Source organism: Alcaligenes aquatilis, from assembly GCF_003076515.1.
In the GTDB taxonomy this organism is placed as follows: domain Bacteria; phylum Pseudomonadota; class Gammaproteobacteria; order Burkholderiales; family Burkholderiaceae_B; genus Alcaligenes; species Alcaligenes aquatilis.
In genome coordinates this window covers 2,700,882-2,714,601 of the sequence record NZ_CP022390.1, presented here as the reverse complement: position 1 = coordinate 2,714,601, position 13,720 = coordinate 2,700,882, and the positions used below count along the sequence as shown (strand labels likewise).

The following is a 13,720-nucleotide window of genomic DNA, read 5'->3' as shown; positions in this document are numbered from 1 at the left end:
CGAGAGTGGCAAAGACGCGTCAGGCTTTAGTGCTTGGGCGTGACTGGATCAAAGTGCGTCATTACATCCAGCACGGGTTCTTCGGCCATCACACGCGCCCGTGCAGCCACGGCAATCTCGTGTCCCTGACTGATGGTCAGCTTGCCATCCATTTCCAGGTCTACCTCTACCCAGATCATGTCGCCCAGCTTGCGGGTGCGTAACTGGTGTATCCCTTCTACGCCGGGCGTCTCGCGCAAGAGCTTGGCAATGCGCTCTTCCGTTTCCTGATCGACCGCTTTATCTGTCAGATCGTGGAAGGCGCCTATCGCAAACTTCCAGCCCGTGCGCAGAATCATCAAGCCCACAATGCTGGCAGCCAAGGGGTCACCCAAGGGCAGGCCTGCCAAGTTCGCCATGACTCCGACACTGACAACCAAGGAGGATGCGGCATCCGAGCGTGCATGCCAGGCATTGGCAGCCAGCATGGTCGAGCGTAACCGTTTTGCTACACGCAACATGTAGCGAAACAGGAGTTCTTTGCTACAGAGCGCAGTCAAGGCAATGGCCAAGGCAATGGGGTGTACAGCCTCGATGCTGCTGGGGTCGCGCAAGGCAGAGACGGCATTCCACAACATCCCGGCGCCCACAGCCAGCAAAAGGCCTCCAATGGCCAAGGTAGCGACCGTTTCGTAGCGCAAATGGCCGTAGGGGTGGTCTGCATCTGGGCCTTGGCGGCTATGGCGGTTGGCAATCAGCACTACAAAGTCCGACAGCAGGTCAGATAAAGAGTGAATGGCGTCGGCAATCAGGGCTTGAGAATGGGCAAACAGGCCCACCACAAGTTGCAGCACGCTCAAACCAATATTGACAAGGACGCTGACCCAGGTGGAGCGTTGAGCGCCGCGGTGCCGGTCCAGATCAGAAGGGGGGGTATTTTTCATGCCAAACGGTCCTTGCAAGCAAAGCGGCAGGCTGTGTATCAATACAGCAGTTTCAAGATAAAGAGTGTATCGACTTTCCCGGCCTGTAGGGTGCTGAAAGGGGCTTGGCAGGCTGTTTTGAGCCTATTCTTTGATATATGGATACAAAAAAGCCTCGCTTTTGAGCGAGGCTTTTGGGCGTATCAGGAATGCGTCTTAATTGATGCGCATGCCGGGCTGGGCGCCAGGGAAGGGCTCTAGAATATAGATACCTTGGTCCACGGCGTCATCAGCATGGCTGGCAGCCAGAACCATCCCTTCGGACACACCAAAACGCATCTTGCGAGGAGCCAGGTTAGCTACCAGAACCGTCAGCTTGCCGATCAGGTCGTCGGGTTGGTAAGCCGACTTGATGCCAGAGAACACTTGGCGCAAACGACCTTCGCCAGCATCCAGGCTCAGGCGCAGCAGCTTGTCCGACCCTTCTACGGCTTCACAGCTGACGATCTTGGCAATGCGCAGATCAACCTTGATGAAGTCCTTGATGTCGATGGTGTCGGCAATCGCTTCGCCACCGGGCAGGACGACTGGGGCTGGCGGGGGGGCCAGCAGTTCGTCCACCATGGCGCTGTCTACCCGCTGCATCAGGTGTTTGAATGGAGCGATGTGATCAGGCAAGGCAGCTACGTCATCCCAGACAAAGCTGCGATCCAGACCGAATAGCTCGCGGGCAACGCGATCGGTCAGGGTAGGCAAAATGGCGGTCAGCATGACAGACAGGCCCTTGAAGCCAGCCAGGGTGCGCGAGCAAATGTCTTGCAACGCATCTTTCTGGGCTTGCTCGGCAGTTGCAATGCCTTTGGCCATGACCCAGGGCTGGGCTGTATCGAAAGCCTGGTTGATGATGTCGGCTTGAGCCATGATCTGGCGCACAGCACGGCCGTACTCGCGGCTTTCCAGATCGGAGCGGACTTTCTCGGCAACTTCTTTGAGCTGGTTTTGCAGCTCGGAGGTGTCGCCCTGGTAGGCCAGCTTGCCATCAAAGTGCTTGCTAATGAAGTTGGCGGCACGGCTGGCGATGTTGACGTATTTGCCAATCAGGTCGCTGTTGACGCGGGCAATGAAGTCGTCAGGGTTGAAGTCCATGTCCTCAACGTGCGAGTTGAGCTTGGCGGCCATGTAGTAGCGCATCCATTCGGCATCCATACCCAGTTCCAGGTAGCGCAGGGGTGAAATGCCTGTGCCACGGCTCTTGGACATTTTTTCGCCGCTAACCGTGATGAAACCGTGTACGTTCAGCGCATCAGGCACTTTACGGCCGGAGAATTTCAGCATGGCAGGCCAGAATAGGGCGTGAAAGTACACGATGTCCTTGCCGATAAAGTGCACCTGCTCGGTGCTGCCTTCCGGATCCAGCAAGGCATCAAAGTCCAGACCGGCCTTGGTGCAGTAGGCTTTCAAGGAAGCCAGGTAACCAACAGGCGCGTCCAGCCAGACGTAGAAGTACTTGCCGGGCGCATCGGGAATCGGAATGCCGTAGTAAGGCTCGTCGCGGGAAATATCCCAGTCGTTCAGGGACGCTTCGGCCCCTTCGCCTGTACCCAGCCATTCGCGGGTTTTGCCCAGCACTTCCGATTGCAGACGTGGCTTGCCCTGGGCGTTCTTGCCTGTGGTCCACTCTTGCAGGAAGGCCACGCAGCGCGGGTCGGACAGACGGAAGAAGAAGTGTTCCGAGGTTTTTAACACCGGACGCGCATTGGTCAGGGTGGAGTAGGGTTCGATCAGCTCGGTCGGGGCGTAAACCGCGCTACAGACCTCGCAGCTGTCGCCGTACTGGTCCTTGGCATGACACTTGGGGCACTCGCCCTTGATGTAACGATCGGGCAGGAACATGCCTTTGACCGGATCATAGAACTGTTCGATGGTGCGGGTATCAATGAAGCCGGCGCTTTTTAGCGTGCGGTAGATATCCTGGGCCAGCTCGACGTTGTCAGGCGAGTCCGTACGGTGCCAGTGGTCGAACTTGATGTTAAAGCCGTTCAGGTAGGTGGGGCGTTCGGCCGCGATCTTGTCTACCAACTGGGCGGGGGTAATGCCCGCGCTTTCTGCCTTGAGCATGATGGGGGCGCCATGGGCGTCGTCCGCACACACAAAATGTACCGTATGTCCCGACATTCGCATGGACCGAACCCAGATGTCGGCCTGGATATATTCCATGATGTGGCCGATGTGAAACGAGCCATTGGCATACGGCAGGGCGGTCGTAACAAATATCGTTCGTGACATGACTTAACAAAATAAAAGAGAAAGGGAACAAGGATTCTACGGTCTATTGGACACTTGTGCAGCGCCAGACCGAGGAATGTCCACGGACAAGTTGCTGATGGGTAATTGCGAATGATACAAATGCACACACCCTGAGCCGTTGACGACTCAGGGTGTTCGGGGGGCAATGCCTATTCAGCGTTGCTGTGAACCAACTGCTTGGCGCACAGTCAAGAACTGTTAAGGAATCTCGCGCATCTCGATGTCGGTGACATCACGCGAACGTGGTGCTGTCGACTGTTTGCTGGCAGCGGTGGGGCGGCGGCGCTGGTCCCAATAGGCTTTAACGCCGAAAGGACGGCCACTAATACGCGCCACAATGTATAAAATGCCGATCGCAATCGCGGTGGAAACCATGAAGATAAACGCCATGATTGCACCGAAAATTGTCAGCAAGACAAAGAGGGCTGTGCGGATAATCTGGTTAAATGTGCTCATAGGTTTAGTATGACACCATAAGTGTAAAAAAATTCCTCTTGAACCGCTAAATTTCTGGTTTAAAGGTATGGTGATGTTTCTTTATATCAAGGTTTTGTATAAATGACAGTGAGTTCCGAGCGCGTGTTGCAAGCCCTGGCGAGTGTGACCGATCCCAACACGTTAAAGAAGTTATCGGTCGATGCGGGTCGATGCGAACTGGGCATTGACCAGAACCAGGTTGAGCTGACTTTGCATCTGCCCTATACGGCTTATGACATTCAGGGGCAACTGCGCGAACGTATCGAGCAAGCTTTGGCGGGCGTGGGTGCCACCCTGTCCAAGCTGCATTTGAGCCCTCGCATTGGTATACATGCCGTGCAGGAAGGCTTGCGCCCCATGCCCAATATCCGCAACATTATTGCGGTGTCCTCGGGCAAGGGCGGGGTCGGTAAAAGTACGACGTCGGTGAACCTGGCCTTGGCTTTGCATATGCAAGGTGCGCGTGTCGGTTTGCTGGACGCGGATATTTACGGCCCTAGCGTGCCCACCATGCTGGGCCTGCACGAGCGTCCGCGCAGTGCAGACGGCAAGATGATGGAGCCGCTGATTGGCCACGGTCTGCAAGCGAACTCGATTGGTTTCTTGTTGGATGAGGACGCTCCGGCGATCTGGCGCGGCCCGATGGCAACCCAGGCGCTGACACAGCTGCTTACACAAACGCGTTGGGACAATCTGGATTACCTGATCATCGACATGCCTCCGGGCACGGGCGACATTGCCTTGACCCTGTCGCAGAAAGTCCCGCTGACGGGCGCTGTGATTGTGACCACTCCGCAGGATCTGGCGCTGATCGATGCCAAGCGTGGCTTGAACATGTTCCAGAAGGTCAATGTGCCGGTCTTGGGTATCGTGGAGAACATGTCGGTTCACATTTGCTCGAACTGTGGTCACGCTGACCCGGTCTTTGGCCAACACGGTGGCCGCGATATGGCCAGTCAATTCAACGTGCCTTGGCTGGGTGCCTTGCCGCTGGCAATGAGCATTCGGGCTCAGACCGACTCCGGTACCCCTACCGTGATTGCCAGCGCAGACAGCCCCGAGGCTCGGCTCTATCATGAGATTGCCAATCGCGTTTCGGCTAACTTGTCGCAACTACCTCCAGACACGTCGGGGCAGCGCCCCAAGGTTGTTCCTCGTCCTCTTTGAGTACGTATGCGCAAATCCGGCTTTTGCCTGTTGTTCTCGATAGTCCTGAGCCCTGCCGTGTGGGCTCAGTCTTCCGTTCCTGATGTCATTATTGATCCGGGGGGCGTGCCCCCCCAGGCGTTGAAAGAAATTCAGCGTGCGGTCAGTGCCATTACGCGTTTGGCGGAAGATCAGGACTTGGGAGAGGTCTCGCGTCTGCGGCGCCGGGCCCATGATGCGACCGTTTCCGCCTTGCAGACTCAGGGTTATTTTGACTCTGTGGTTACGCTGGAGGTGGGTGAAGATTCCAGCGGGGAATATTGGGACATTATTATTCAGCCAGGTGAAATCACGCGTGTGCGCGACATTGCCTTGGACTTCAAAGGCAAGATCCAGGAGCCGGAATACCAAGTGCGTCTGGAAGGGATCAAGGCCAGTTTTCCCCTGAAAGTGGACGATCCTTTTTTAAATTCAGTCTGGTCGTCGGCCAAGGCGGATTTGTTGGAAAGCGTACAGCGCCAGGACTTTTACTACGCTCGTTATATAGACACGCGGGCGACGGTACTGGCTGACGAAGGGGTGGCCGACCTGTCCCTGAACGTCGATAGCGGGCCACGGGTTCGCATGGGGCCTCTGGAGACCACCGGCTTGAAGCGAGTCCCCCAGTCACTGGTGGACCGCTACGTGCGCTATACCCCCGGTGACCCCTACGATCAGGACAAGCTGGACGAGTGGCAGCAATCTTTGGCGGCCACCACTTTTTTTCGGGGTGCCTTTGTCACTCTGGATGAGCAGGCCAGCAAAAAGAAAGAGCTTCCTGATGGTGATGTAGAGCTGCCTGTAAGGGTGCGAGTGACCGAAGCACCATCCAAGCAGTTCACCGGCTCTTTGGGTTTTGACAGCGACCACGGAGCGCGTGCCGAAGCCCTGTACCGAAAGAATATTGTGTTTGGCCTGCCCATTTGGTCCGAGGCCGGTCTTGGGGTGGATAAAAACCGCCAGAGGGCTTTTTATGACATCCATTTGCCGCCCACGATTCGTGGCTACAAGAACAGTTTCGGTGTTTTGTATGATCGCTCTGACGTTGAAGGCCTGGACACTGAGCGTTTGGCCTTGGGCTGGAAGCTGCGCCAAGAACGAAAGGCGGCGGGTAATAGCCGCGTTGAGTACGAAACTGAGTGGGGTGTGCTGGGGGCCTGGGACAAGACCAAGATTTCTGGACTGCCCACTCGTGAAACCCCTTCTGCCATTGCAACTTGGCAGTGGCTGCGCCGCGATGTGGACAAGAAATACGATCCGCGCGAAGGCAATTTGATTGACTTTGGTGTCGGTGCTGGTGTCACGCTGGATCGGGGCGAAAGGTTCTACCGCAGCAATTTGCGACTCCAACAATGGTGGCCGGTTGGGGATCGGGACGTCTTGTCCGTACGCGGGGAAGTCGGCAAAGTGTGGGGGATGACGGATCGGACGCCGCCTGATTTCGGTTATCGCACTGGGGGCGCGCGCAGCATCCGGGGCTATAAATATCAAAGTATTGGTCTTGAACGCAGCGACGCCGTGGTGGGCGCGCCGGCCATGGCGGTTGCTAGTGTGGAGTACACGCATTTTTTCACCAGCATGTACGGCATGCGTGCTTTTGTGGACGTGGGCGATGCGGCGTCCAGCTTTGGTGATATGGACTTGGCCTGGGGTTACGGTTTGGGAGCGGTGGTCCGAACCCCTGCCGGGCCCTTCAATCTTGATCTGGCCTATGGTCAGCGGGACAAACGTTTACGTTTGAGCTTTTCTTTGGGAATCGCATTTTAATGGCTTGGGTTCGGCGCTGGTTCCGATATTTTGCATTGTGGGGCATCCCCTTTGTGGTGGTGGCCCTGCTGCTTGTGTGTGGTTTTGTGTATTGGGTGCTGGCCAGTCAGGTTGGTACCCGTTGGGCGCTGCGCACGGCCTTGCCTTATGCACAGGGCAGTGCACAAGGCGTACGCGGAACGATCTGGGACGGTCTGAGTATCGACCACCTGGTGCTGGCCCTGCCCGATACCCATGTCGATATCGAACGTTTGCGCCTGCAGGCCAACTGGAAAGAGCTCTGGGAGCGACGCTTGCATGTGGTGGAGCTCAGTGCCCATAAAGTGGATGTGGCCTTGACATCCTCGGACGAGCCCAAGTCCGACGCCCCCTTCAAAATGCCTGAGTTGCCTGTCAGTATTGCCGTGGACAAACTGGCCTTGGGTCAGTTCCTGTTGACGCAAGATGGTACGCCCTTGCCGGTAGCCATTGCGGATTTGTCCTCGGCTCTGGCTGTGGATTCCGACAGCGCACAGTTGCGTCTGTACGATTTGATGGTGGCCAATGAGTCCATTCGCGCTGGTTTTCAGGGTGAAGTAGAGCTGGCGGGCCTGGAAGCGCCATATCCGGCACGAGCCGATATCCAAATCATTGCTCGTGGTTTGACGGCGGATTCTCCGATTTGCGCCAAGCAGTATTTGCCCGCTTATGCGGAGCAATCGAAGTCCGACCGGCCTGCTGCAAAAGTCGCCGTTGCTCAGTCCACAACGACAGCCGCTGCACAAACGCTGAAAGCCAATGCCAATGCCAAGGCTGCGGCGGCCTCTGTTGCGGCACAAACTCCTCAGCAAAGCCAAACCAAGGCCAACACGCAGGGCCAACTCGCCCCTGATAGCCAATCGGTCGGTCAGCCTGTAGATACCCCTAGTGCCGCCGGAGTCATCAGCTCCGAGCCCGGGGGCAGTGCAGGTCTTGTTGATGAAGAACGTATCCAGGAGCCGGTTGCTGTTCCTGAGCCCGAGCCTTTGCCCGATTGTGTGGTCAATGCGCAAATCACTTTGAATGGCTCTTTGGAACAAGCCACCTTGCTACTTAAGGGGCATGGTCAGGGTTATAGCCTGGACGCCAGTGCAGAATTGAGCCCGTTGGATTCCGTACCCGTGCGTCAGGCCAAGCTGGCGGTGAAATTGCCAGACGAGTCCTTGCTGGATGCAGACTTTGCCTGGGATGCCACACAGGAAGGTGTGCACATTCAGGATCATTTCAAAGGTCAGTTCAGCAGCAACAAGCTGGACTTGCATGCATTATTAGGCGATGTCTTGCCTGACGCTCTGCTCAATAGTCAGGGCAAGTTTGATGTGGTGCTGGCGGATAAAGAACAAATACTTTCTGCGGATGTCGATATTCAACTGCTGCAAGGCAGCCGCTGGAACAAACAACCGGCGATTGGGCAGATCAAGGCGAAAGCGGCCGCACCAGCGCAGCCGGGTGAGCCGACCTGGTGGCGTCAACTGCACTTGAGCGATGTGCTGACTGATTTGAAAGTGGGCGATAACCAGGTGCTCTTAAAGGGCGATTTGGGTATAAGCGGCACGGCGGCACTGGATTTGCAAGTCAAGATGCCCAAAGCAGAACAATTGTGGCCCGGCCTGGAGTTGGGTGTGGCATCGGCACAAGGCCAACTGCGTGGCGACGTGTCGCGCCACACCTTACAGCTACAAGGCCAATACGATCTGGGTGGCAAAGACAGTACTCAGCTGGGCCAGGGCATCGCGCAAGCGGATCTGGCCTTGGAAGGTGGCTGGCATTTCGCCGATCAAGGCAAGGCAGCCTACTGGGATGGCCAGCTAAGCCGTTTGCAGGCTGACCATGCAGGTCTGGCTGTGCGTTTGCAGTCGGCTATGCCACTGCGTTTTACGGATGCACTGCGTGCACCCGAGCCAGCGCGAAAAGAATCCCTTGCCAAGACAGATGCGACGTCTGCAGAACAGCCGGCGGTAGAGCCTGGCGTGGCTCCGGCCCCGGCTTTGGCGAATGAAGGTGCCAAGCCGGTCGACGAAGTACAACAGGGTGCGGGTACTGGCTCGGTAGTCAATGCGGCAGATGGTAGCGGAGCGGCACAAACTGACAAAGCGGCATCGATGGAGGGTGGTGCAGCCGCAGCGCGCGCTGCCCGGCCACCTTTGGAGCCCTGGTCGGTTCGCGTGGGTGCGGCTACCTTGAGCACCTCCGTCGACGGCGAGCCTTGGATCAATCTGCGTCATCAGGAATCCACGTATCAGCCGGGACAGTGGGCCAGCCGGGGTGAATTGCTGGATCTGGTCTTGTCCGAACCCCGCATTGCGCGTTTGTTGCGCAAGGTGGGGGTGCGGGAAGATCCGGAGAAAGCCAAAGGGGGCGGGGTCAAGATTGCCAGGAACAAGAAAACCCAGCCGCCTGAAATTGATATCAAAGCCCGTTGGGACCTGAAGTTCAATGGCGCCTTGGCTGGGCAAGTGCGTGTGGATCGTGTCGCGGGTGATGTCCAGGTTTTTGCCGAACCTCCCATGTCTCTGGGCCTGGAGGATCTGAGCATCGTCATTGATGCGAAACCTACCTCGGGTACTACCAGCCGTCTGGATGCTCAGATGGATGTGCGTACCAAGGACATGGGCTACGTCACTGCCAAGGCTCAAACCCCCATTCACGGGCTGACCCTGGACGAGAACGATCGCAAAACGGTCAGCATTCAAGCCAATATTGATGACCTGAGCTGGACGCGCCTATTCCTGGGTGATGCCATGGAATTGGGCGGCCGTCTGAATGCGGACGTGAATATTGATGTGGGCGCGAAATGGGCCTGGACCAGCCGAGGCACGGTAACGGGCCGCGAGTTGCGCTTTACTCGTCTCGATGACGGTATCCGTTTGATTGACGGGCAGTTGGATGCCAGTTTTGATGGCGATATTTTCCGCTTGGATTCGCTGACTTTCCCGGCCCGTCTGCGGGTAGAGCCGCAAGAGTGGCGTACGGCTACGTGGCTGAAAGAGAGTCCGGATGCCAAGGATGGCAAGCTGACAGTGTCCGGGCAGTGGAACTTGAGTACTCAGCAAGGGGCATTTGGCGTCGATATTTTCCGTTTCCCCATTTTGCAACGCTCTGACCGTTACGCCATGATGTCCGGCAATATCAATCTGGACATGGAGCTGCCTCGTATTGCGATTACCGGCAAGGTAGTGGCTGATGCAGGATGGTTCAATCTGGATATGTTGGGCGGCATTCCCACGGTAGATAGCGACGTGGTGATTGTGCGGGCTGGCGATGAGCCTGCTGCCGAGCCATCTCAGGCCGCCACTGATATGAGTATGGACATTGATGTGGATTTGGGCCGACGCTTTTATCTGACCGGTTATGGTGTGAACTCGGGCTTGGTCGGCAATCTGCGGATCACCATGGCCGGTGGCAAGTTAACCGGCATTGGTGCCTTGCGTACTCGTGGTGGTCGTATCGAACTGTATGGGCAGAAGCTCTTGCTCAAGCGCGGTACGGTGACGTTTCAGGGCGACATCACCTCGCCCATCCTGGATATTGAAGCCGTGCGTACCGGGCTGGCGGTAGAAGCAGGTGTTAAGGTGGTTGGCACGGCGCGTAGACCCCGAATCGATTTGGTGTCCTATCCGGAAGTCAGTGAAGTTGAAAAGCTGTCCTGGCTTTTGTTGGGCCATGGCCCGGATGACTCCGGTGGCGACATGGCCTTGTTGCTCAGTGTGGGCACTTCTTTTCTAGGGGACGGCGAACCCTTTTACCGCAAGTTCGGTATTGATGAGGTGGCCATGCGCTCAGGCGACCTGGGTAGTGCTGGTAGCATCTTGCCAGTCGAAAGTGTGGTCAAATCCCTGAACAGTGGCACCAGCAATGAAGAGCGTAAGTTCATTGCAATTACCAAGGCGTTAACGGCCGATTTTTCGGTCAGCCTGGAGCAGGCCATGGCCGATACCGGCACGGTAGGTCGGGCCAGCTACCGCTTGGCGCGGGGCCTGACCGCTGAAGTCAGCGCGGGTACGGTAAACGGTCTGGCCCTGATTTACCGCTGGTTCTCGAAAGATTGATGCAGGCTGCCCGGCTTCAAACGGGCAGCCAATTGTGGTGCAAATGATATATTTGCGCCGCAATTGGCTTGTGTGTGTATCTAAACGATAAAATAACCGGTTACTGATTTAAGGCGGCTAATTTCTTATGAGTATCAAAAGCGACCGTTGGATTCGGCGGGCTGCTGCCCAAGGCATGATCGAACCTTTCGAGCCAGGCCAAGTGCGCAATGTAGACGGACAACGTATCGTCAGCTACGGCACCAGCAGCTATGGTTACGATGTGCGTTGTGCCAGCGAATTCAAGATTTTTACCAACATCAATTCGACCATCGTGGACCCCAAGGCCTTCGATGAAAAGTCCTTTGTGGATTTCGTCGGTGATGTGTGCATTATTCCGCCCAACTCTTTTGCACTGGCCCGCACGGTTGAGTACTTCCGTATTCCTCGCAGTGTGCTGACCATGTGTCTGGGCAAAAGCACCTATGCCCGTTGCGGCATTATCGTGAACGTGACTCCGCTGGAACCCGAGTGGGAAGGCCATGTCACCTTGGAGTTTTCCAACACCACCCCGCTGCCAGCCAAGATTTACGCCGGTGAAGGGTGCGCACAGATGCTGTTCTTTGAAAGCGATGAAGTGTGCGAAGTGTCGTACCGCGACCGCGGCGGCAAATATCAGGGTCAACAGGGCGTTACCTTGCCCCGTACCTAGGAGTTCTGGATGAAGTTTCGTTTTCCCATCGTCATCATCGACGAAGACTACCGTTCCGAAAATACGTCGGGCCTGGGCATTCGAGCCCTGGCCTCGGCGATAGAGGCCGAAGGCGTAGAGGTTCTCGGGGTCACCAGTTATGGTGACCTTAGTTCTTTTGCGCAACAGCAAAGCCGCGCGAGCGCCTTCATTTTGTCGATTGATGATGAGGAATTCGATGTGGATTCCCCGGAGGATGTTGCCAACGCGATCAAGAACCTGCGCTCCTTTATTGGCGAGCTGCGGTTTCGCAACGAGGACATCCCTATTTATTTGTATGGCGAGACACGCACCTCGCAGCATATCCCCAACGATATTCTGCGCGAGCTGCACGGCTTCATTCACATGTTCGAGGACACGCCCGAGTTCGTGGCGCGCCACATCATCCGTGAGGCCCGCTCCTATCTGGAAAGCCTGGCACCGCCGTTTTTCCGCGAACTGGTCAAGTACGCGTCCGACGGGTCTTACTCTTGGCACTGCCCTGGGCACTCGGGGGGGGTCGCTTTTCTGAAAAGCCCGGTAGGTCAGATGTTCCACCAGTTCTTTGGTGAAAACATGCTGCGTGCCGATGTCTGTAATGCGGTCGACGAGCTGGGGCAACTGCTGGACCACACTGGCCCGGTAGCCGATGCCGAGCGCAACGCGGCCCGTATCTTTCATGCCGATCATTGTTTTTTCGTGACCAACGGCACGTCCACCTCGAATAAGATCGTCTGGCACGCCAATGTGGCCAATAACGATGTGGTGGTTGTGGATCGCAACTGCCATAAGTCGATTCTGCACGCCATCACCATGACGGGTGCTATCCCGGTTTTTCTGCGCCCCACGCGCAACCACTTGGGCATTATTGGTCCTATCCCGCAAGAAGAGTTCTTGCCAGAAAACATTGCGCGCAAGATCGAGGCCAACCCCTTTGCCAGCAAGGCCAGGAACAAGAAGCCTCGTATTCTGACGCTAACGCAAAGTACCTACGATGGCGTGATCTACAACGTGGAAATGATCAAGGAAACCCTGGATTCCAAGATCCCCACGCTGCACTTTGATGAAGCCTGGTTGCCGCATGCGGCTTTCCACGACTTTTATCACGACATGCATGCTATTGGTGCCGATCGTCCGCGCACCAAAGACACCATGATTTACGCTACGCATTCCACGCACAAAATGCTGGCTGGTTTGTCGCAGGCGTCCCAAATCACGGTGCAGGATGCGGAAAACCGCCCTTTGGACCGCAACGTGTTCAACGAAGCCTACCTGATGCATACCAGCACCAGCCCGCAGTACGCGATTATTGCGTCCTGTGATGTGGCTGCGGCCATGATGGAGCCGCCCGGTGGCACCGCGCTGGTCGAGGAAAGTATTTGCGAGGCCATGGACTTCCGTCGCGCCATGCGCAAGGTGTCCAAGGAATACGGCGAGAACGACTGGTGGTTCAAGGTCTGGGGGCCGGACAATCTGCCCGAAGAGGGCATAGGCGAGCGCGATGACTGGATTTTGCGCTCTGATGCGGAGTGGCATGGCTTTGGCAAGTTGTCGACCAACTTCAACATGCTGGATCCGGTCAAAGCCACGGTCGTGACTCCCGGCCTGGATATTTCCGGCACCTTTGCCGAGCAGGGTATTCCTGCCGCTCTGGTTTCCAAATATCTGGCCGAGCACGGCGTGGTGGTCGAGAAAACCGGCCTGTACTCCTTCTTTATTCTGTTCACCATTGGCATTACCAAGGGGCGCTGGAATACCTTGCTGACTGCCTTGCAACAGTTCAAGGACGATTATGACCGCAACCAGCCTATGTGGCGTATTTTGCCGGACTTCTGCAAAACCCAGCCTACCTACGAGCGCATGGGCTTGCGTGACCTGTGTCAGCAGATTCACCAGGCTTACCGCAAGTACGATCTGGCCCGCCTGACCACCGAGGTCTACCTGAGCGACATGATTCCCGCACTGAAACCCTCGGATGCCTATGCCAAGATGGCGCACGGCGACATTGAGCGTGTTGGTATTGACGAGCTGGAAGGTCGTGTGACGGGTGTTTTATTGACGCCTTACCCACCCGGCATTCCTTTGCTGATTCCTGGCGAACGCTTTAACTCGCGCATTGTGGAGTATCTGCAATTCGCGCGCGAGTTCAATGCCCGCTTCCCCGGCTTTGAAACCTATGTGCATGGACTGGCGCAGGATATTGGCCCCGATGGACTGCCGCGCTACTACGTAGATTGCGTGCTTGAGTCTGAAACCAACGAGTAAACCCGCGTGATTCCTTTTTTTGATGTTGCCGTCATCGGCGC

The 13,720-nt window shown here is 56.5% G+C and carries 8 protein-coding genes; 5 read left to right on the top strand and 3 right to left on the bottom strand.

What is annotated here, in order from left to right; translation table 11 throughout:
• Positions 1-26 precede the first annotated feature (26 nt).
• From CA948_RS12385 to CA948_RS12375, 3 genes are all read right to left on the bottom strand, one after another.
• Positions 27-923 (bottom strand): cation diffusion facilitator family transporter, encoded by an 897-nt coding sequence (locus CA948_RS12385; protein WP_094195564.1) that lies wholly within the window; start codon positions 921-923, stop codon positions 27-29.
• 195 nt (positions 924-1,118) lie between these two features.
• Positions 1,119-3,188: a methionine--tRNA ligase gene (metG, locus tag CA948_RS12380; protein ID WP_108728148.1), complete on the bottom strand. Its 2,070-nt coding sequence runs from the start codon at positions 3,186-3,188 to the stop codon at positions 1,119-1,121.
• A 219-nt stretch (positions 3,189-3,407) separates the two neighbouring features.
• Positions 3,408-3,665 carry a hypothetical protein gene (locus tag CA948_RS12375; RefSeq protein WP_108728147.1) on the bottom strand — a complete coding sequence of 86 codons (258 nt, stop codon included), beginning with the start codon at positions 3,663-3,665 and terminating at the stop codon, positions 3,408-3,410.
• A 102-nt stretch (positions 3,666-3,767) separates the two neighbouring features.
• Between CA948_RS12375 and apbC the strand changes: the two genes are divergently transcribed.
• The 5 genes from apbC to CA948_RS12350 all read left to right on the top strand — a co-directional run bounded on the left by apbC (position 3,768) and on the right by CA948_RS12350 (position 13,679).
• Positions 3,768-4,853, top strand: a complete 1,086-nt coding sequence (apbC, locus tag CA948_RS12370; RefSeq protein WP_094195567.1) for an iron-sulfur cluster carrier protein ApbC — start codon at positions 3,768-3,770, stop codon at positions 4,851-4,853.
• Positions 4,854-4,859: 6 nt separating this feature from the next.
• The gene (locus tag CA948_RS12365; RefSeq protein WP_108728146.1) at positions 4,860-6,638 is read left to right on the top strand and encodes an autotransporter assembly complex protein TamA; all 1,779 of its coding nucleotides are present in this window, start codon (positions 4,860-4,862) and stop codon (positions 6,636-6,638) included.
• The gene (locus tag CA948_RS12360; RefSeq protein ID WP_108728145.1) at positions 6,638-10,705 is read left to right on the top strand and encodes a translocation/assembly module TamB domain-containing protein; all 4,068 of its coding nucleotides are present in this window, start codon (positions 6,638-6,640) and stop codon (positions 10,703-10,705) included. Before CA948_RS12365 ends, CA948_RS12360 begins: the two co-directional genes overlap by 1 nt.
• Before the next feature lie 127 nt (positions 10,706-10,832).
• Entirely contained in the window at positions 10,833-11,396 is a 564-nt protein-coding gene (gene dcd / locus CA948_RS12355; RefSeq protein WP_094195570.1) for a dCTP deaminase, read from the top strand.
• A gap of 9 nt (positions 11,397-11,405) precedes the next feature.
• Complete coding sequence (locus tag CA948_RS12350) at positions 11,406-13,679, top strand: arginine/lysine/ornithine decarboxylase (RefSeq protein WP_108728144.1); 2,274 nt, start codon at positions 11,406-11,408, stop codon at positions 13,677-13,679.
• Positions 13,680-13,720: the final 41 nt, after the last annotated feature.

Coding starts and splice junctions, on each gene's coding strand:
- CA948_RS12385 (WP_094195564.1), bottom strand. CDS start 923: ATGAAAAATACCCCCCCTTCTGATCTGGACCGGCACCGCGGCGCTCAA.
- metG (WP_108728148.1), bottom strand. CDS start 3,188: ATGTCACGAACGATATTTGTTACGACCGCCCTGCCGTATGCCAATGGC.
- CA948_RS12375 (WP_108728147.1), bottom strand. CDS start 3,665: ATGAGCACATTTAACCAGATTATCCGCACAGCCCTCTTTGTCTTGCTG.
- apbC (WP_094195567.1), top strand. CDS start 3,768: ATGACAGTGAGTTCCGAGCGCGTGTTGCAAGCCCTGGCGAGTGTGACC.
- CA948_RS12365 (WP_108728146.1), top strand. CDS start 4,860: ATGCGCAAATCCGGCTTTTGCCTGTTGTTCTCGATAGTCCTGAGCCCT.
- CA948_RS12360 (WP_108728145.1), top strand. CDS start 6,638: ATGGCTTGGGTTCGGCGCTGGTTCCGATATTTTGCATTGTGGGGCATC.
- dcd (WP_094195570.1), top strand. CDS start 10,833: ATGAGTATCAAAAGCGACCGTTGGATTCGGCGGGCTGCTGCCCAAGGC.
- CA948_RS12350 (WP_108728144.1), top strand. CDS start 11,406: ATGAAGTTTCGTTTTCCCATCGTCATCATCGACGAAGACTACCGTTCC.